The organism is Piscinibacter sp. XHJ-5, assembly GCF_029855045.1.
GTDB lineage: Bacteria > Pseudomonadota > Gammaproteobacteria > Burkholderiales > Burkholderiaceae_C > Albitalea.
In genome coordinates this window covers 2792714-2810206 of the sequence record NZ_CP123228.1, presented here as the reverse complement: position 1 = coordinate 2810206, position 17493 = coordinate 2792714, and the positions used below count along the sequence as shown (strand labels likewise).

The 17493-nt window shown below is 68.8% G+C and carries 21 protein-coding genes; 13 read left to right on the top strand and 8 right to left on the bottom strand.

Features of this window, described 5'->3' with window-relative positions; translation table 11 throughout:
* Positions 1-21 precede the first annotated feature (21 nt).
* The gene (locus P7V53_RS13225) at positions 22-246 is read left to right on the top strand and encodes a hypothetical protein (RefSeq protein ID WP_280155930.1); all 225 of its coding nucleotides are present in this window, start codon (positions 22-24) and stop codon (positions 244-246) included.
* A 50-nt stretch (positions 247-296) separates the two neighbouring features.
* Here the strand turns inward: P7V53_RS13225 and P7V53_RS13220 are convergent, their stop codons facing one another.
* Positions 297-536, bottom strand: coding sequence for a hypothetical protein (locus P7V53_RS13220; protein WP_280155929.1), 240 nt, complete (start codon positions 534-536; stop codon positions 297-299).
* Between the two features lie 530 nt (positions 537-1066).
* Positions 1067-1984 (bottom strand): polyphosphate kinase 2, encoded by a 918-nt coding sequence (gene ppk2 / locus P7V53_RS13215; RefSeq protein WP_280155928.1) that lies wholly within the window; start codon positions 1982-1984, stop codon positions 1067-1069.
* Positions 1985-2261: 277 nt separating this feature from the next.
* Here ppk2 and P7V53_RS13210 point away from each other — a divergent pair, with 277 nt between their 5' ends.
* Both P7V53_RS13210 and P7V53_RS13205 read left to right on the top strand, forming a co-directional pair.
* The gene (locus P7V53_RS13210) at positions 2262-3725 is read left to right on the top strand and encodes a CYTH and CHAD domain-containing protein (RefSeq protein WP_280155927.1); all 1464 of its coding nucleotides are present in this window, start codon (positions 2262-2264) and stop codon (positions 3723-3725) included.
* Positions 3722-4432, top strand: coding sequence for a hemolysin III family protein (locus P7V53_RS13205; RefSeq protein ID WP_280155926.1), 711 nt, complete (start codon positions 3722-3724; stop codon positions 4430-4432). Before P7V53_RS13210 ends, P7V53_RS13205 begins: the two co-directional genes overlap by 4 nt.
* A 201-nt stretch (positions 4433-4633) precedes the next feature.
* On the opposite strand, the gene P7V53_RS13200 is transcribed toward P7V53_RS13205, so the two are convergent.
* The gene (locus P7V53_RS13200; RefSeq protein ID WP_280155925.1) at positions 4634-4834 is read right to left on the bottom strand and encodes a DUF3563 family protein; all 201 of its coding nucleotides are present in this window, start codon (positions 4832-4834) and stop codon (positions 4634-4636) included.
* Entirely contained in the window at positions 4827-5036 is a 210-nt protein-coding gene (locus P7V53_RS13195) for a hypothetical protein (protein ID WP_280155924.1), read from the bottom strand. The genes P7V53_RS13200 and P7V53_RS13195 overlap by 8 nt, the downstream gene beginning before the upstream one ends.
* A 690-nt stretch (positions 5037-5726) precedes the next feature.
* Between P7V53_RS13195 and P7V53_RS13190 the strand changes: the two genes are divergently transcribed.
* On the top strand, positions 5727-7835 hold the full coding sequence (locus P7V53_RS13190; protein ID WP_280156508.1) for a phospholipase C, phosphocholine-specific: 2109 nt from the start codon (positions 5727-5729) through the stop codon (positions 7833-7835).
* A gap of 136 nt (positions 7836-7971) precedes the next feature.
* Positions 7972-8457 (top strand): histidine phosphatase family protein, encoded by a 486-nt coding sequence (locus P7V53_RS13185; protein ID WP_280155923.1) that lies wholly within the window; start codon positions 7972-7974, stop codon positions 8455-8457.
* A gap of 46 nt (positions 8458-8503) precedes the next feature.
* On the opposite strand, the gene P7V53_RS13180 is transcribed toward P7V53_RS13185, so the two are convergent.
* Genes P7V53_RS13180 through phnF form a run of 3 tightly spaced genes read right to left on the bottom strand, consistent with a single transcriptional unit; the run spans position 8504 to position 10562 of the window.
* Complete coding sequence (locus P7V53_RS13180) at positions 8504-9109, bottom strand: AAA family ATPase (protein ID WP_280155922.1); 606 nt, start codon at positions 9107-9109, stop codon at positions 8504-8506.
* 2 nt (positions 9110-9111) lie between these two features.
* The gene (locus tag P7V53_RS13175) at positions 9112-9807 is read right to left on the bottom strand and encodes a DUF1045 domain-containing protein (RefSeq protein WP_280155921.1); all 696 of its coding nucleotides are present in this window, start codon (positions 9805-9807) and stop codon (positions 9112-9114) included.
* The gene (gene phnF, locus P7V53_RS13170) at positions 9804-10562 is read right to left on the bottom strand and encodes a phosphonate metabolism transcriptional regulator PhnF (protein WP_280155920.1); all 759 of its coding nucleotides are present in this window, start codon (positions 10560-10562) and stop codon (positions 9804-9806) included. The genes P7V53_RS13175 and phnF overlap by 4 nt, the downstream gene beginning before the upstream one ends.
* Between phnF and phnG the strand changes: the two genes are divergently transcribed.
* The 8 genes from phnG to P7V53_RS13130 are packed head-to-tail and all read left to right on the top strand — an operon-like array spanning position 10537 to position 16855.
* Positions 10537-11124, top strand: a complete 588-nt coding sequence (phnG, locus tag P7V53_RS13165; RefSeq protein ID WP_280155919.1) for a phosphonate C-P lyase system protein PhnG — start codon at positions 10537-10539, stop codon at positions 11122-11124. The two genes, phnF and phnG, sit on opposite strands and share 26 nt — an antisense overlap.
* Positions 11124-11765: a phosphonate C-P lyase system protein PhnH gene (phnH, locus tag P7V53_RS13160; RefSeq protein ID WP_280155918.1), complete on the top strand. Its 642-nt coding sequence runs from the start codon at positions 11124-11126 to the stop codon at positions 11763-11765. The genes phnG and phnH overlap by 1 nt, the downstream gene beginning before the upstream one ends.
* 1 nt (position 11766) lies before the next feature.
* On the top strand, positions 11767-12861 hold the full coding sequence (locus tag P7V53_RS13155; RefSeq protein ID WP_280155917.1) for a carbon-phosphorus lyase complex subunit PhnI: 1095 nt from the start codon (positions 11767-11769) through the stop codon (positions 12859-12861).
* The gene (locus P7V53_RS13150) at positions 12858-13715 is read left to right on the top strand and encodes an alpha-D-ribose 1-methylphosphonate 5-phosphate C-P-lyase PhnJ (RefSeq protein ID WP_280155916.1); all 858 of its coding nucleotides are present in this window, start codon (positions 12858-12860) and stop codon (positions 13713-13715) included. Before P7V53_RS13155 ends, P7V53_RS13150 begins: the two co-directional genes overlap by 4 nt.
* Positions 13712-14179: a GNAT family N-acetyltransferase gene (locus P7V53_RS13145; protein WP_280155915.1), complete on the top strand. Its 468-nt coding sequence runs from the start codon at positions 13712-13714 to the stop codon at positions 14177-14179. The genes P7V53_RS13150 and P7V53_RS13145 overlap by 4 nt, the downstream gene beginning before the upstream one ends.
* The gene (phnK, locus tag P7V53_RS13140) at positions 14176-14964 is read left to right on the top strand and encodes a phosphonate C-P lyase system protein PhnK (protein ID WP_280155914.1); all 789 of its coding nucleotides are present in this window, start codon (positions 14176-14178) and stop codon (positions 14962-14964) included. The genes P7V53_RS13145 and phnK overlap by 4 nt, the downstream gene beginning before the upstream one ends.
* Positions 14961-15719: a phosphonate C-P lyase system protein PhnL gene (gene phnL, locus P7V53_RS13135; protein WP_280155913.1), complete on the top strand. Its 759-nt coding sequence runs from the start codon at positions 14961-14963 to the stop codon at positions 15717-15719. Before phnK ends, phnL begins: the two co-directional genes overlap by 4 nt.
* Positions 15716-16855 (top strand): alpha-D-ribose 1-methylphosphonate 5-triphosphate diphosphatase, encoded by a 1140-nt coding sequence (locus P7V53_RS13130; protein WP_280155912.1) that lies wholly within the window; start codon positions 15716-15718, stop codon positions 16853-16855. The genes phnL and P7V53_RS13130 overlap by 4 nt, the downstream gene beginning before the upstream one ends.
* 9 nt (positions 16856-16864) lie before the next feature.
* Here P7V53_RS13130 and P7V53_RS13125 read toward each other — a convergent pair whose 3' ends face one another.
* Positions 16865-17479, bottom strand: a complete 615-nt coding sequence (locus tag P7V53_RS13125) for an HD domain-containing protein (RefSeq protein ID WP_280155911.1) — start codon at positions 17477-17479, stop codon at positions 16865-16867.
* Positions 17480-17493 lie beyond the last annotated feature (14 nt).

The window sequence follows — 17493 nt, the reverse complement described above, 5'->3', positions numbered from 1 at the left end:
GTCTGATTCCGGGAGTCCCTCATGCGAACGTTGTCGCAAGCTGTCTATCTCGACTCGGAATTCGGTGTGGTCCAGGACCTTCCGCGAGCAGGCTCGACCCTCGAGCATCCGCTGGTCTTCGACTCCGTCGCGCGAGACCTCAAGCGCATGGCGGGCCAGGGCCTGCTCGAGATCGTTCGCGAGCATCGGTCGGCGTCTGCCGGCGAGGAATTGATCGATCGGTTGCAGTTCAAGCGCTTGCGATGAAGCCAGCCGCCGAGTAAGCGCCGATTGATGACCGGTCGACTCGTGCTGCGCTAGATGGCCACCACTGCGATGGCCCCCACGACCAGCACGCAGGCCAGAGCGGCGGTGGCCAGCGCCACAGCACGCTCCCAGCGCCGTCCGCAAGGAGACGCTGCCGGGTCGTGCGACGCCATGCGTTGAAGCGTCTCCGGCGGCAATGAGATCCAGCTGATCGACAACATGGCGGCCTTTCTGATACGGCTGACGCTGCGGCGTCGGGCGTTCGCCCATTCATATTCGGCGATGAACATGCCCGTGGGAAGTGCCGGTCCAGCGACGAGTCGATGAATCCGTGAATAGTCATCGTCGCCCGTCGGGCGTTTGCACATGCATCGCCCTGCGGCGGCCGCGTGACGAGCCGACAAGCCCGTATAAACGGTATATACCGTTTATACCAAACGGGTCCATCCCATGCCCACGACCACGAAAAGAGCCTGGCCGCCGGAGGGCGAAGACTCCCGCCAAGCTGCACCGTCCAAATCCGCCAACCGCACCGCCCGCGGCGGTGCCACCCGCCGCAAGCCCGAGCCCGCGGTGAGCAGTTCGATGTGTGGTTCGACTTCGACGACGCCGATCCCTACGCGTCATCGATCCAGTGCCCGATTGGCACCGTCATCGGCTGCACGACATGGCGGGATCCGACAGCCATCCGATCGTCGCCCTCGTCTGCGGCATCACCAGCGCCCGGGACACCCGTCGGGCTCGGATGGTGCGCGCCTTCCTGGAGTGGTCGGTCACGCGCAGCCACGGTGCAGCTGGTGCAGAGCGCCCTGCGGGGCGCTCAGTAGCGCTCGGGAACGAACATTTCGGCGGGAACCGGCCGGCGCGAGTAGTCGGGGTGGCGCTCGCGCAGCGGCAGTGCGATGGACGGCCGTTCGACATCCCTGTAGTCGAATTGGTCGAGCAGGTGCTGGATGCAATTGAGACGTGCGCGCTTCTTGTCCACCGCCTGCACAACCCACCAGGGCGCCTCTGCGATGTGCGTACGCTCCAGCATCACCTCCTTCGCCTTGGTGTATTCCTCCCAGCGCCGCCGCGACTCGAGGTCCATCGGGCTCAGCTTCCACTGCTTGAGCGGGTCGTGGAGACGACCGAGGAATCGCATCTCCTGTTCTTCATCGGTGATGGAGAACCAGTACTTGATGAGGCGAATGCCTGAGCGCACCAGCATCCGTTCGAACTCGGGGACCGAGCGGAAGAACTCCTCGACTTCATCCTCGCTGCAAAAGCCCATCACGCGCTCGACGCCCGCGCGGTTGTACCAGCTGCGGTCGAACAGAACCATCTCGCCGCCTGCCGGCAGGTGCGGCACGTAGCGCTGGAAATACCACTGCGTGCGCTCCCGGTCATTGGGTGCCGGCAGGGCGACGACGCGGCACACGCGCGGATTGAGCCGTTGCGTGATGCGCTTGATCGCACCACCCTTGCCCGCGGCATCGCGGCCCTCGAAAAGGATGATCACCTTCTGCTTCGTGTGTGCGATCCAATCCTGCAAGCGGACCAGTTCACGCTGCAGACGGAACAGGTTCCGGAAATATGACGCCCGCTCCGCGCGAGCGCCTTCGCCGGGGTCGACGTCGGCGAGCGCGCCATCGACCGAGCGGTCTTCGATCTCCATCTCGAGTTCCTCGTCGTAACCGTCGAGAAGGTCGGCGCGGATGCGCTCCATGAGCGCATCGTGGTCGCTTGCTTGGGACATGTCGCTCTCCTGGCCTGCTCGCAAGGCCCAAGGCCAAGCTCGCTCCATATTGTGAGATCCTGTGGAGAAATGTCGCACGCTGGCGTGGTGGATGAGAGGGCAGGTTCCCGCCGGGCGAGCATCCCCAGTCTCGCCGCTGCGAGCGACGTGCCAGTGACATCCCGATGCCAGTGGAGGCGTCGGGGACATCGAAGCGCATATGCTGGAGCATGCACGCGACCTCCCCTCTCTTTCCAATGCCGCAGGACGCGGCCGATGGTCCGTAGGCACGCTTCCCATGTCTGAACTCGAGCTCAAATTCGAAGTGCCGCCGCAGCACCGCGAGTCGCTTGCATCGCAATTGCGCACGCATGGCGCCCGCACAGTTCTCCTGCGGGCGAGGTACTTCGACACACCGGATGGGGTGCTCTCGAAGAACGGCGTGTCGCTGCGGCTACGCAATGAGGAAGGCCAGTGGATCCAGACGCTGAAGTCGCCAGGCGCCGGCGCCGGCGACCGCTTCGAGCACAGCGTTGCCCGGACTTCGGTGGACGGCGAACTGCCCGCCCTGCAGCCTTCGCTGCATGACGGCAGTCCGGCTGCCAAGGCGTTCAGAGAGTGCCTTGGGGACACCGAGATCGCTCTGGTCGAGCGCATCACGACCGATGTCAGCCGCCTGGCCGTAACGGGCCAGCGTGACGGCACCACGCTGGAAGTGGCGCTTGATACCGGCGCCGTACGCGCCGGAGGGCGCCAGTTGCCCGTGTGCGAGCTGGAACTGGAACTCAAGTCGGGCGAGCCCGCAGTTCTGTGGGAAGTCGCGCGCGAGTGGGCACTTCCGCAAGGCTTATGGCTGAGCACACTTGCGAAGGCACAGCGCGGGACCCACCTCGCTGACGGTGCCAAGCATGGCCCTGCTGTGAAGGCAGCAACGCCGCGCTTGTCAAGGCAAATGGGTGGCGAAGCGCTCGTGCGCGCCGTCGTGCGCTCCTGCCTCGACCAGATGCTCGGCAATGCGAGCGAAGTGGCCGCAGGCAGCACACAGGAGGAGCACATCCACCAGCTGCGCATCGGGCTTCGGCGCCTGCGCACCGCGCTGCGCGAACTGGGGCCCTTGGCCACCGGCATCGACGCAGCGTGGCAAGCTCCACTCGTCGAGGCATTCCGCCGACTTGGCGAGTTGCGCGACGACGACACCGTCGCACGGGCAGTCAGGCCGTTGCTGGAGGAGGCCGGTGCTCCCAGCGTGGAATGGCCGCGGCCGGACGTGGCTGTCGACACGACTGCAATCGTGCGCAACAGCGCATTCCAGGCGGTGCTGCTCCACGTGATCGGGTTTGCTCACGACAAGTCGCAGGGCGGCTTGAACGACCGCAGCACACGCCAGTATGTGATCGAGCGCTTGCGCAAGCTTCACCGCAGGGTCGCACGCGAAGGAAGGCGGTTCGACAAGCTCGACACTGACGCGCAGCACCGCGTGCGCAAGCAGCTCAAACGCCTGCGCTATTTGTCCGAGTTCGTCGCCGATTTGTTCGGCATCAAGCGCGTTGAGCAATACCTGGAGCATCTGCGTCCCGCGCAGGATGCTCTCGGCGCGCACAACGATGCCGTCATCGCGCTCGAAAAATTTCGCAACGCCGCGCGATCTGACAGCGAAGCACTCTTCGCAGTGGGGTGGCTTCAGTCGCATCTCCGCTCGAGCGCGCGAAGGTGCAAGAAAGCGCTGGCGAAGGCCGCCGACGCGCCCCGGTTCTGGAAATGATCGGCTGTCGAGCGCCTGCTGAAGTCGGCGAGACCGCCGCAAGAAGCGCCGTGAACTCCCGATCAGAACGCCGCCAGCAGAGCGCAGCCGAGGAGATCGCCAACTGTGTCAGTCACAGCGTCGGTTTCCTGCTCGCGGCGGCCTTGCTGCCAATCCTTGTGCAGATGGGGGTCGTGCGTACCGCCCAGACACTGCACATCGTGTCGGTCAGCATCTTCGCGGCCACGATGATGCTGCTGTACTTGTGTTCGGCGCTGTTCCACGGGCTGCCGCCCGGCCGCGGCAAGCGCTTCTTCGAAAGGCTGGATCACGCGGCCATCTATCTCTTCATCGCCGGCAGCTATTCGCCGTTTGCGGTGTCCGCACTGCAACACAACGGTGCCTGGCTCACAGTGGCGCTGGTGTGGATCCTGGCGTTGGCGGGCGCCCTGATCGCGCTGTCCGAGCTGTTCACGCATCCGCTGTGGTCCACGGGCCTTTACGTCGCGATGGGTTGGTCCGTCCTGGCCGCGGCAGTCCCGTCCATCGAACACGTGTCCTCGGGTGGTATGAGGTTGCTCATCGCCGGGGGCGTGGTCTACACGCTCGGCGCAGCGCTGTTCCTGCTGAGCGCGCGCATACGCTTCGCACACTTGGCGTGGCATCTGTTCGTCATGGCGGGCAGCGCATTGCACGTCGCGGCGGCGGTTCGATTCGTAGGGTCCTGACGCTGCTTCCGCACATTTGCGTCGCCAGGATGAAGAGGCAAGCCCCCAACGCACGCCACCGACCACTGTGAAGTCATCGCGTTTTTCACGGTGCGTCGCCACTCGAGCCTTGCGGAACCGGTGAGAAAAATGGGCCCGTTGCTTGCGCCGCGGGCCCTGAATCCACCTTCGGAGGTGGAGGAGACAACTGGTTCTGGTGTTTCAGCGGCCGGCGCCCGTTGCCATGCTCACGTAGGCATTGGTGTACGGGAGCGTGCTGCCGTTGCGGTCGAGCTCGCGAATCCGTCGCTCGAGGTCGTGAACGCTGACGGCCTCGCTGAGGTAGGCCTCGTCATGGCGCGTTGGGACGGCGTCGAGCGGGGAACGCAGGCGAAGAATCACGGTGGCGATGCGGTCAATCATTCCAGCCTCGTTGTGCTGAGCGGCGAAGTTGCGCCGCAAAATCGGGCCGCGTGCCCTCGACTCGGTCGGCGAGCTGGCGCAAGGCGTTGCGGCCGCGAGCTTGGCCGATCACAGAAAGGGCCGCCCACAGGGCGGTCATGAAGCGGCTACGTTCACCCGAGCGAAGTGCCGCGGGGATCGGTACGGTGATGGTGTTGGACATGGACGTATTCTAAGGGTTAACCCTTATGCCTGTCCGTGACCCGATTTGGGTCCACATTTGAAAGATGGCTTAGGCAATTCGAGGCACGGCACCGCGATCCGGGCAGGCTGGTCAGCCACGCGCACGCGGCCGCTGTGCTCGGCGGCGGGCCATCTCTTCGGCAGTGTCACCGTGAAGCGCGTCCTGCCGTCTGCCGAATCCAACTCACACTTGCGCCGTGCGCGAGCGCAATCTGGCGCACGATGAACAGGCCGAGACTCTCGCGTTCGCCTTGCGAATCGACTCCCGCCTTGACGGCGCAGCGGCTCGAACAGCAAGGTCATCTCATCCTTCGGAATCCCCTGCCCCGTGTGCTCCACCGACAGGTGAACCTGTACGTCATCGTCGCGCAGGTTCACGCGGACGATGCCGCCCTGATCACCTTACCGGACGGCATTGGTGACCAGATTGCTGACGCTGGCATTGCCGCGCGCGGGCTTTCCCGGCATGAATGTCGGCGGCATGCCTCTGGTGGACAGCCCTCACGGCTTTGCAACGATGGTCGTGCTGGTGGGAGCCTTCACTGGATTGGCCGGCTGGCAAAGAGTAGCGCACCGCGCTCACGGCCGGTCATCAAGTCGGTCGAACTCCTGTCATCCAGCGCGCTCAGCATCGGCGCCATTCTCCACACCCCCAGGACAGGAGGCTCCGATGGACAAACCATCACGCTCGCGCCGCGATGTACTGAAAGCGCTGGCCAGCGTCGGCACGCTGAGCGCGCTGCCCGACAGCATCACCCAGGCCCTCGCGATCCCCGCGCACCAGCGCACCGGAACGATCAAGGACGTGCAGCACATCGTCGTGCTGACGCAGGAGAACCGCTCGTTCGACCACTGCTTCGGCACGCTGCGCGGCGTGCGCGGTTTCGGCGATCCGCGCGCAGCCAAGCTGCCTTCGGGACGGCCGGTGTGGATGCAGCCCTCGGCCAACGGCGAGGTGCTGCCGTTCAGGCCGCCGGTGCCCCACCTCGGCGGCTCCTACCTGCCGGACCCGCCGCACGGCTGGACCGATGGCCACGCGGCCTGGAACCAGGGCCGCTTCGACCAGTGGATTGCCAACAAGGGCATCGTCGCGATGACGCACAACCTGCGCAGCGACATGCCGTTCCACTTCGCGCTGGCCGACGCATTCACCGTCTGCGATGCGTACCACTGCTCGCTGATGGGACCGACCGATCCGAACCGCTACCACCTGTGGACCGGCTGGACCGGCAACGACGGCAGCGGCGGCGGCCCGGTGATCACGAACGCAGAGGCCGGCTACGCGTGGAAGACCTTCCCTGAACGCCTGCTGGAGGCCGGCATCAGCTGGAAGGTCTATCAGGACAAGGGCGACGGCCTGTTTGCCAGCGACACGGTGTGGTGGGGCTGGACGGGTGACGCATTCATCGGCAACTACGGCGACAACTCGCTGCTGTTCTTCAAGCAATACCAGAACGCCCAGGCCGGCACACCGCTGGCCGAGCGTGCGAAGAGCGGCACCGAGATCAAGCTCCTCAACCGCGACCCGCTGCGCCTGCTGGAGGACTTCCGCGCCGACGTCGCTGCGGGCCGCCTGCCGCAGGTCAGCTGGATCGCCGCGCCCGAGGCGTACACCGAGCATCCGAACTGGCCGACCGACTTCGGCGCCTGGTACATCTCGCGCGTGCTCGACGCGCTGGTCGCCAACCCCGAGGTCTGGAGCCGCACCGTCCTGCTCATCAACTACGACGAGGAAGGCGGCTTCTTCGACCACGTCGTGCCGCCGACCCCGCCGATATCGGCCGAGCTTGGCGACTCGACCGTGCCGACGACGAACGAAATCTTCGCCGGCGATGCGAACGGTCATCCGGCCGGCCCCTATGGCTTCGGGCTGCGCGTTCCGCTGCTGGTCGTCTCGCCGTGGAGCCGCGGCGGCTGGGTCAACTCGCAGGTGTTCGATCACACCTCCGTGATCCGCTTCATCGAGAAGCGCTTCGCCGACGAGCACCCCGGCATCGTCGAGACCAACATCACGCCATGGCGCCGCGCCGTGAGCGGCGATCTGAGCTCGTGCTTCGACTTCCGCGCGCCGAACGCGGCGCGGCCCGCAACGCCGGACGTCTCGGCCTACATGCCGGTCGACAAGACCAACAAGCCCGACATGGCGCTCGCAGTCCCCGGCACGCAGACGCTGCCACAGCAGGAGCCGGGCGTGCGCTGGTCGCGTGCACTGCCCTACGAGCTGCAGGCGGATGGCGCGCTCGACACATCGAGCGGCACGTTCCGCATCGTGATGTCGAACAGCGGCGAGGCGAGCGCCGTGTTCCAGGTCCGCTCGGGCAATCCGGCCGACCTGCCGCGCTGCTACACGGTCGAGCCGCGCAAGCAGCTCAGCGGCAGCTGGAACGCCGCGTCGGCCACCCAGCGCTACGACCTCGAAGTTCACGGGCCGAACGGCTTTCTGCGCGCGTTCCGTGGTGCGTCGGCTGGCAACAGCCGTGCCAACCTCGAAGTACAGGCGCGCTTGCAGCCGCACGCGCTGGTGCTCGTGCTGACGATCCGCAACCTGTCGGCCCAGAGGGCTCAGGTCCAGGTCACCGACCGCTACAGCGGGGAGACGCGAAGGCAGCAACTGCACCCTCGCGATGCTGATCAGGCCGTGTGGACTGCGGTGCGCCACGGCGGCTGGTACGACCTCGTGATCACTGTCGTCGGCGACGCCGATTTCCGTGTTGAGCTCGCCGGCCGCATCGAGAACGGGCGCGACGGCATCAGCGACCCAGCCATAGGCCGTCTCTAACGGAAACCGTGCGTTCCAAATGCCGAGAGCGCCGCGCTGCGTCGGGTCTCGCGTGTAACGGTTCGCGGCCGAAAGGGCAGGGACAGTTACGCGCTGGATCCGGCATAGTGACGCGAAGCTTCAAGAGCGAGCAGCCATGAAGACCTTGCTTCTCGTCAGGCATGCCAAGTCAATCAAAGACGACCCGACCTTGGCCGATCGCGATCGGCCATTGGCGGATCGGGGGCTGAAAGAGGCGCTTCAGATGGGCAGGCGTCTCGCCGAGCGCGGCGTGAAGCCCGATCTGTTCGTGTCGAGTCCAGCGCTGCGCGCGCTCACCACCGCCCAGCTCATTGCCGAAGAGGTCGGCTACGAGCGCAACGACATCGTCGTGGACGATCGGCTGTATGAGAGCAGTGCGGACGCCCTGCTCGCCGTTGTTCGCGCATTCGACAAGAGGTTCGAACAAGTGATGCTGTTCGGTCACAACCCCGAGTTCACCAACCTGGCTCATCGGCTGTCGAGCGACATCGTCGACATGGTCACGTGCGCGGTCGCGGAGTTTCGCTTCGACACGACGAAGTGGCCGGACGTCGGCACGATCGACCCGGCGGAGTCGAGGCTCGATCAGCCGCCGAAGTAGAAGGCACTCCTCACGACTGCACAAAGCGTCACCCAGCGCTCCAGCATCACCTGCTTCGCCTTGGTGTATTCCTCCCAGCGTCGCCGCGACTCGCGACGCCGCCGGCCGCGGCGTGCCGGCACCACCACCGGTGCAGCGCATCGACGGTGCTCGCGAGCGCCCCGCTGTTGTCGAGCGTGAGTGCCGCCGACACCCCAGGGCGGCGCGCAAGGCGGCGCTCGATTGAGGGCGCCGCTTCGCGCGAGCGCTCCGCGAGCCGACGCGCCAGCACTGCTTCGGGCGCCGTGATGTGCACGACGTGCAGCCGCGGCGCCTGCAGGCGCAGGATCGCCAGGTGTTCGCGCGAGCCGTTCAGCACCACCCAGCCTCCGTCGGCGAGCGGCGACAGCTCGCGCCAGCGCACGCCGTAGTGCAGATCGTTCGCCTGCCACCAGGTGGCGAGCGCATCGACGGCGCGCAGCGCGTCGAAGCCCGCCTCGTCGACGCTTTCGTGGGCCTCGCTGGCGCCGGCGCGGCGCGTGACGACGCGCGTCGCGAAATGCAGTGTGCGCGCCGGCAGCCGCGCGCGCCAGGCGGCGAGCACGCTGTCCTTGCCCGCGCCGGAAGGGCCGACGACGACGATCAGCCGCTCGCTGTGGGCAATCGGGCGCATCGTCAGCCCTCGAGCATGAAACGATGGGCCAGCATGAACGGCGCGCCGGCCGTCGCCTCGACGAACACGCAGAGCGCATCGCACGTGAGCGGCAGCTCGAGCGCCGCGGCGAAGAAGCGCGTCGCCTCGACCAGCAGCTGCTGCCGCAGCGCATCGTCCGGCGCGTCGCTCGGCAGGCTGTCCGACAGGGTCATGTGGAAGCGCCAGTGCTCGAACACGTGCGGGTAGCCCCAGCGTTGCAGCAGCTCGCCTTGGCCCGGCGACAGGCCGCGCTGCGCATCGCGCCGCAGCAGCTCGTCGCCGGCCGGTGGTGCACGCCAGGGGTCGAGCGCGCGCACGCAGGCGTCGGCGAGGCGGCGCAGCGGGTGATCGGCGTCGAGCGGCACGGCCGGTCGCAGCGCGACGAAGTCGGCGAGCGTCTGCACCGACAGCGGCGGCATCGCGAACGCCGGCGTCTCCCGCGCCAACCGGTGCGCCGCGTCGAGCAGCGCGTCGGGCGCCTGGCCACTGCGCAGCCGCAGCGGCGGCTTCAGCGTCGCGTGAAAACCGTAGCGGCGCGGCGTGGCGGTCGCGGCGCGCGGCGTCGCATGTTGTGATCCATCGGCCGCGTCGCGCCCCAGCCATTCGCAGCCGGCCCGCCACAACGGGTGCGCCGGCGGCGGCGTCCAGTAGATCGCGTAGCGGGGCGCCGCGTTCATGCTGCGAAGCCCTCCGGCTCGACGGTCAGCTGCACCGCGTCGGCGGCGAACAGGGTTATGCCCGCTTCGACCGGCACGCCGGCGCCGTCGACGTTCACGTACTGCACGACCAGCACCGGCTGCGACGCCGCCCGCGCGAGCGCGTCGGCTTCCGCCGCGCTCGGCAGTCGCGCGGAGACCGCGCTGCGTGCGCGCGTGTAGTCGGCCACGCCGCGCTCGGCGAGTGCCGCCGTCACGCTGCCGCGGCGCGCGATCGTTTCGGCAATGCCGGCCAGGCGCGGGCACGGAAAGGCCGCCGTCGTCAGGCCGACCGGCCGACCGCGCACCGTGGCCCGCGTGCGCACGCATTCGATGCGTGACCTGGCCGACACCCGCAGTGCCGCGGCCCACTCGTGGGCGGGCTGTTGTTCGTGGGCCAGCAGCTCGCGTTGTGCCCGCTCGCCGACGCTTGCGAGGTTCTCCGACAGCCGCGTGCGGCGCTGCAGCGCGTAGTCGAGCACCAGCTCGCGCACGAAGGTGCCGAGCCCCTGGCGCACCTGCACGTGCCCTTCGCGCGCCAGCGCCTGCATCGCCTGGCGCAGCGTGTGCCGGTTGACGCGAAAGCGCTGCGCCAGCAGCAGTTCGTTGGGCAGGCGCTGGCCCGGCAGGAAACGACCCTGCACGATGTCGTCGCGCAGCGCGGCCGCGATGGCCTCCCAGCGCGACAGCGAGTCGGTGGCATCGGCGGCAATGAACGGCGTGGTGTCTTTCAGCATCGATGACGGCTCCGAAGGCGAACTGACGCGAGACGTTCAAGAAAGTGTCACTCTCGCTGCCGATAATGCGTGCATCTTCAGTCGTCTAGATGACATGCCCATGACCCTCGACACCAGCGCAGCGCGGCGCGCCTGGCTGGCCGTGCTGGCGCAGGCCCCGCGCGGCGCGCTGGCCCGGCACGCGGCGCACCTGCACGCGCAGTCCTTCGAGTGGCTGCGCGAGCCGGAGATTGGCCTCGCGATGCTGCGCGGGCGCATCGGCAACAGCGGCGATCGCTTTAACCTCGGCGAAGCGACCATGACCCGCTGCGTCGTGCGCCACCGCGGCGTCGACGGCCGGGTCGCCGCCGGGCTCGGCATGGTGATCGGGCGCGACGTCGAACGCGCCGGCTGGGTCGCGCAGCTCGACGCGATGCTGCAGCAGCCTGAGCACCACGACGCGCTGATGCGCGACGTGGTGGCGCCCTTGCGCGAGGCGACGCAGGCGCTGCGCCGCGAAGAGGCCGCGCGCACCGCGGCGAGCAAGGTCCGATTCTTCACGCTGACGCCGGAGACACCCTGATGGACACCGTGCTGGCCGACATGTCGCGCGCTTTTCGCGACCCGGTAGATGGAGCGCAGCGCAGCTTCCGCGCGCTGCTCGACGCGATGGCGCATCCCGGCAGCGAACGCGAGCTGCCGGCCGCGGCGCTCGCCGGCATCGAGCCGCCCGCCTCGTGCTCGCGGCAGCGGCCGATGAGCCTGGGCATGACGGCGGTGCTGCTGACCTTGCTCGACGCCGAGACGATGGTGCGGCTCGCCGGCTCGCTGGCGAGCGCCGAGGCCCTCGCCTACCTGCGCTTTCACACCGGCGTGCGCGCGGCCTGGATCGACGACCGCGCGCCGTTCAATGTCGCCCGTGCGGCCGACGTCGACGACCGGCTGTGGAGCCGGCTCGACCTCGGCACCGACGAGAGCCCGCAGCGCGGGGCCACTTTGATCGTCGAGGTCGACGCGCTCGGCAGCGCCGGCACGCGGCTGCATCTGCGCGGTCCCGGCATCCCGGCCGAACGCAGCCTCGACGTAGACGGGCTGTCGCGCGACTTCTGGCTTTGGCGCACGCGGCTCCAATCCGAACTGCCGCGCGGCGTCGACCTCGTGCTCGTCTGCGGCACGCGCCTCGCAGCCATCCCGCGCTCGACGCGCATCACCCTGGGGCTCTGACATGTACATCGCTGTCAAGGGCGGCGAACGGGCGATCGACGCGTCGCGGGCGCTGTTGGCCGCGGCGCGGCGCGGGGATCCGGCGGTGCCAGCGCTCGGCGTCGAGCAGATCCAGGAACAGCTCGGACTGCTGGTCGGCCGCGTGATGGCCGAGGCCTCGCTGTACGACCCGCAGCTCGCGGCGCTGGCGATCCGCCAGGCCTGTGGCGATCCGATCGAGGCGGCGTTCCTGCTGCGGGCCTACCGCACCACCTTGCCGCGCTTCGGCAGCAGCGAGCCGCTCGACACCGACCGCATGCGTGTACGTCGTCGCGTGTCGGCCATCTTCAAGGACCTGCCGGGCGGCCAGGTGCTCGGCCCGACCTTCGACTACACGCAGCGGCTGCTCGACTTCGGGCTGCTGCAGGGCGAGGAGTTGCCGACGCCACTGCCGAGCGGCGATGCCTCAGCGGCGCAGGACACGGTGCCCGGCGCATTGACGCAGCTCGCAGCCGAGGGGCTGGTCGAAGCCTGCGAGCCGAGCGATGGTGACCCGGAACCGCCCGACATCACGCGCGACCCGCCGGCCTATCCGCTGCCGCGCAGCGGCTGGCTGCAGATGCTGGCGCGCGCCGACGAAGGCTGGGTGCTCGGCATGGGCTACTCGACGCAGCGGGGCTACGCGCACACACATCCGTTCGGCGGCGACATCCGCTTCGGCGCGGTGGCGGTGGAGATCGTGCCGGACGAGCTCGACTTCGCGATCGAGATCGGCGAGATCGAGCTCACCGAGTGCCAGATGGTCAACCAGTTCGTCGGCAGTGCGAGCACGCCGCCCACCTTCACGCGCGGCTACGGCCTGGTGTTCGGCCACGGCGAACGCAAGGCGATGGCGATGTCGCTGGTGGACCGCGCGCTGCGCTGCGACGAGTTCGACGAGCTGCCGACGAGCCCGGCGCAGCAGCAGGAGTTCGTGCTGCCGCAAGGCGACAGCGTCGAGGCGTCGGGCTTCGTGCAGCACCTGAAGCTGCCGCACTACGTGACCTTCGAATCAGAGCTGCAGCTGATCCGCCAGCTGCGCGCCGAGATCGAAGCCGCATCGAAGGAGACCGCATGACCGCTGCCGGCTACAACTTCGCCTACCTGGATGAACGCACGAAGCGCATGATCCGGCGCGCGCTGCTGAAGGCGGTCGCCATTCCCGGCCATCAGGTGCCGTTCGGCTCGCGCGAGATGCCGCTCGCCTACGGCTGGGGCACCGGCGGCATCCAGGTCACCGCGGCGGTGATCGGCGCCGACGACGTGCTGAAGGTGATCGACCAGGGCTCGGACGACACGACCAACGCCGTCAACATCCGCCAGTTCTTCGCGCGCACGACCGGCGTCGAGACGACCACGCGCACCGTCGACGCGACCATCATCCAGACGCGCCACCGCATTCCCGAAACCGCCCTGGTCGAAGGCCAGCTTCTTGTCTACCAGGTGCCGCAGCCGGAGCCGCTGTACAAGCTGGAGCCGCGGCGCGCCGAGACGCTGAAGCTGCATGCGGCCGAGGAGTACGGCCTCGTCAACGTGAAGCTGTACGAGGACATCGCGCACTGGGGCCGGGTCGAGACGACCTACGACTACCCGGTGCGCGTCGACGGCCGCTACGTGATGTCGCCGTCGCCGATCCCGAGCTTCGACAATCCGAAGATGCACCGCATGCCGGCGCTGCAGCTGTTCGGCGCGGGGCGCGAGAAGCGCCTGTATGCGATCCCGCCGTACACCGACGTCGTGAGCCTCGACTTCGAGGACCATCCGTTTCGCGTCGACCCGCAAGGCCATGCCTGCGCGCTGTGCGGCGCCACCGACAGCTACCTCGACGAGGTGATCGGCGAAGTCGGCGAGCGCCTGTGGACCTGCTCCGACACCGACTGGTGCGGCGAACGCGTGCAGGCGCAAGCACCTACACGAGGCCAGGCCCGATGAACGACATGTTGCAGCTGCGCGAAGCGACACGCGACGACCTGCCGGCGATCGCCGCCATCTTCGAAGCCGCCGGCGTCGATGCGCCGGGCGTCAACACGCCGCAGCGCATGCAGGCGGCCTGGGAGCGGCTGCATCGCGCGGTGCCCGACGTGCAGGTGCTGCTCGCCGAAGAAGGCGGACGGCCGCTCGGCACCCTCACCTTCTACCCGTTGCCCACGCTCGGCCACGGCGGCAGCCCGGCCGCGCTGGTCGAGGCCGTCGCGGTGCACCCGCAGGCGCAGGGGCGCGGGATCGGACGCGCGCTGATGGACGAGGCGATGGCGCGGGCACGCGCCGCCGGCTGCTACAAGCTCGCGCTGTCGTCCAACCGCAAGCGCGACGGCGCGCACGCCTTCTACGAGCGGCTGGGTTACGAGCGGCACGGCATCAGCTTCGTCGCCTGCCCGCAGGAGGCGGCGCCATGAGCGCCGAGCCCTTGCTGCGCGTGCAGGCGCTCAGCCACCGCTTTGCCGGCGCGCGCGATGGTCGCTTCGCGGTGCAGGACGCCGCGCTCGAGCTGTTCCCCGGTGAAGTCGTCGCGATCGTCGGCGAGTCGGGCTCCGGCAAGACGACGCTGCTCAACTGCATCGCCGGGCGCATCGTGCCGAGCGCGGGCCGGGTGGCTTATCGCGACGCGCAGCAGCGGTGGCTCGACGTGCATGCGATCACCGAGCGCGAACGGCGCGTGCTGTCGCGCACCGAGTGGGGCTTCGTCGAGCAGAACGCGGCCGACGGCCTGCGCATGGAGGTCAGCGCCGGCGCCAACATCGGCGAGCGGCTGATGGGCCAGGGGCAGCGCCACTACGGGCGCCTGCGCGAGGCCGCCGACGCCTGGATGCGGCGCGTCGAGCTCGATGCCGGTCGCATCGACGATTCGCCGCGCGCCTTCTCGGGCGGCATGCGCCAGCGGCTGCAGATCGCGCGCAACCTTGTCACCCGGCCGCGCCTGGTGCTGATGGACGAACCGACCTCGGGCCTCGACGTGTCGGTGCAGGCGCGCCTGCTCGACCTGATCCGGCTGCTGGTCGCGCGCATGCACCTGTCGGCGCTGATCGTCACCCACGACCTCGGCGTCGCGCGGCTGCTGGCGCATCGCACGCTGGTGATGCGCGATGGCCGCATCGTCGAGCAAGGCCTGACCGACCGCGTGCTCGACGATCCGCAGCACGCCTACACGCAGCTGCTCGTGTCCTCGGTGGTGATGCCATGAAGCGCGATCCTCTTCCGCTCGGGCCGGTGCTCGAGGTGGGCGGCCTGGCCAAGCGCTTCACGCTGCACCTGCGCGACGGACTCGAGCTGCCGGTTCTGCACGACGTGTCGCTGACGGTGTCGGCCGGCGAATGTGTCGCACTGGTCGGCCCGTCGGGCCGCGGCAAGTCGACGCTGATCAAGTGCCTGTACGGCAGCTACGGTGTCGATGCCGGCCGCGTCATGCTGCACTCGGCCGACGGCCCGGTCGACATCGCGCGGGCCTCGCCGCAGCAGATGCTGGCGCTGCGCCGGCGCGACATCGCCTACGTGAGCCAGTTCCTGCGATCGGTGCCGCGCGTGCCGGCGCTCGACGTCGTGGCCGAACGCTGGCTCGATGTGGCGCAGGGCGACGCCCTGCCCGCCGACATCGACGACACACGCCACGCCGAGCGCCTCCAGACGGCGCGCGACGCAGTGCGCGCACTGTTCATGCGCCTCAACCTCCCGCGTGCGCTGTGGGATCTGCCGCCGGCCACGTTCTCCGGCGGCGAGCAGCAGCGCGTCAACATCGCGCGCGGCTTCGTGCAGCCGGCGCGCCTGCTGCTGCTCGATGAGCCGACCGCCTCGCTGGACGCCGCCAACCGGCGCGTCGTGATGCAGCTGATCGACGAAGCCAAGGCGCGCGGCGCGGCGGTGGTCGGCATCTTCCACGACGAAGAGGTGCGCGACGCCGTCGCCACCCGCTGCGTGGAGCTCGACCGGAAAACGCCATGAAAGAGCAGATCTTCTCCAATGCCCGCATCGTGCTGCCGAATGAGGTCGTGCACGGCAGCGTGCAGGTGCGCGACGGCCGCATCGGCGCCGTGCACGCCGGCGCCACGTCGGTGCCGGGCGCGCACGACCTGCACGGCGACCACCTGCTGCCTGGCCTGGTGGAGGTACACACCGACAACCTCGAGCGGCACGTGACGCCGCGCCCCAAGGTGAGTTTTCCGATGCAGGGCGCGGTGCAGGCGCACGACGCCGAGATCGCCGCCGCCGGCATCACGACGGTGCTCGATGCGATCGGCGTCGGCGACCCCTACGGCGACGGCTTCCGCTCGCGCGACCAGAGCGCGCTGCTCGAGGTGCTCGACCGCCTCGAGGCGGCCGGCTCGCTGCGCGCCGACCACCACATCCATGTGCGCTGCGAGCTGCCGGCGCCGAACGCGCGCGAGCTGTTCGAGCCGTTCAGGGCGCACCGCCGGCTGCGGCTGATCTCGCTGATGGACCACACGCCCGGCCAGCGCCAATGGACCGACATCCGCCACGCGCGCACCTACTACACCGGCAAGAAAGGCTGGAGCGACGCTCAGTTCGACGAGGAAGTGCGCCTCGCGCCCGAACGCCAGGCGCGCTACGCCGCACCGCACCGCGCCTGGTTCGCCGAGTTCGCGCGCGAGCACGGCGTGGCGCTCGCGACGCACGACGACACGACGATCGGCCATGTCGACGAGGCCTGCGCGCTCGGCGCCGCGATGAGCGAGTTCCCGACCACGCTGGCGGCCGCGCGCCATGCGAAGCACAAGGGCTTGTCGACGGTGGCCGGCGCGCCGAACGTCGTGCGCGGCGGCTCGCACTCCGGCAACGTCTCGGCGCTGGAGCTCGCGCGCGAAGGCGTGCTGGACGCACTGTCGTCCGACTATGTGCCCGGCAGCCTGCTGATGGCCGCCTGGCTGCTCTCGCGCGAGGCCGGCTTCTCGCTCAGCGAAGCGATCGCCGTCGTCAGCCTGCATCCGGCACGGGCCTGTGGCCTGCACGACCGCGGCGCGATCGTCGACGGCGCGCGCGCCGACCTCGTGCGCGTGCGCGAGATCGGCGCTCAGCCGGTGGTGCGCGAGGTGATCGTCAATGGCACACGCGTCTGCTAGGCCGCACTGTCAGGCGATGCTCAACGAGCCGATGCCGATCTTCGAATCGACGAACGGCTGCTGCTGCAGCTCGGCCAGCAGCGCGAGGTAGTAGTCGAGCGGCGGCGTGCGCTTGCGCGGCTCCTTGGCCAGGTCGTCCCAGCGTCGCAGCATGACGGCCGCCTGGGCGAACGGCAGCGTCTCGAACAGCTGCACCTCGTCGGGGCTCATCGGCCCGCCCTGCAGCTGCAGCGAATGCACCGACGCCGGTGACAGCCGCGCCCCGTACGCCCACTCGGTGGCGACGAGGTAGCGCTTGGCCTGCACGTGCAGCCGCACCGGCTCGACGACGGCGGCGCCAAAACCCTCAGCGAGCAGCGGCAAGGCACGCAGTTCGTGCACGTCGTCGATCGCGTCGCCTTCCGAATCCACGGCGACGAAGTGACCCATGTCGTGCAACAGCGCCGCGGCCACCAACGATGCATCGGCGTTCGCCCACTCGGCCAGCTGGGCACATTGCAGCGCGTGCTCCAGCGCGCTCACCGATTCGCGCCGCGCGCCTTCGTAGGCGCTGGCGCCGTGTTCGGCGAACAGCTGCGCGATGCGTTCGATGAGGCCTGTCCTGAGCTCTGTCGAAGGATCCATGTCCGCTGCCTGTG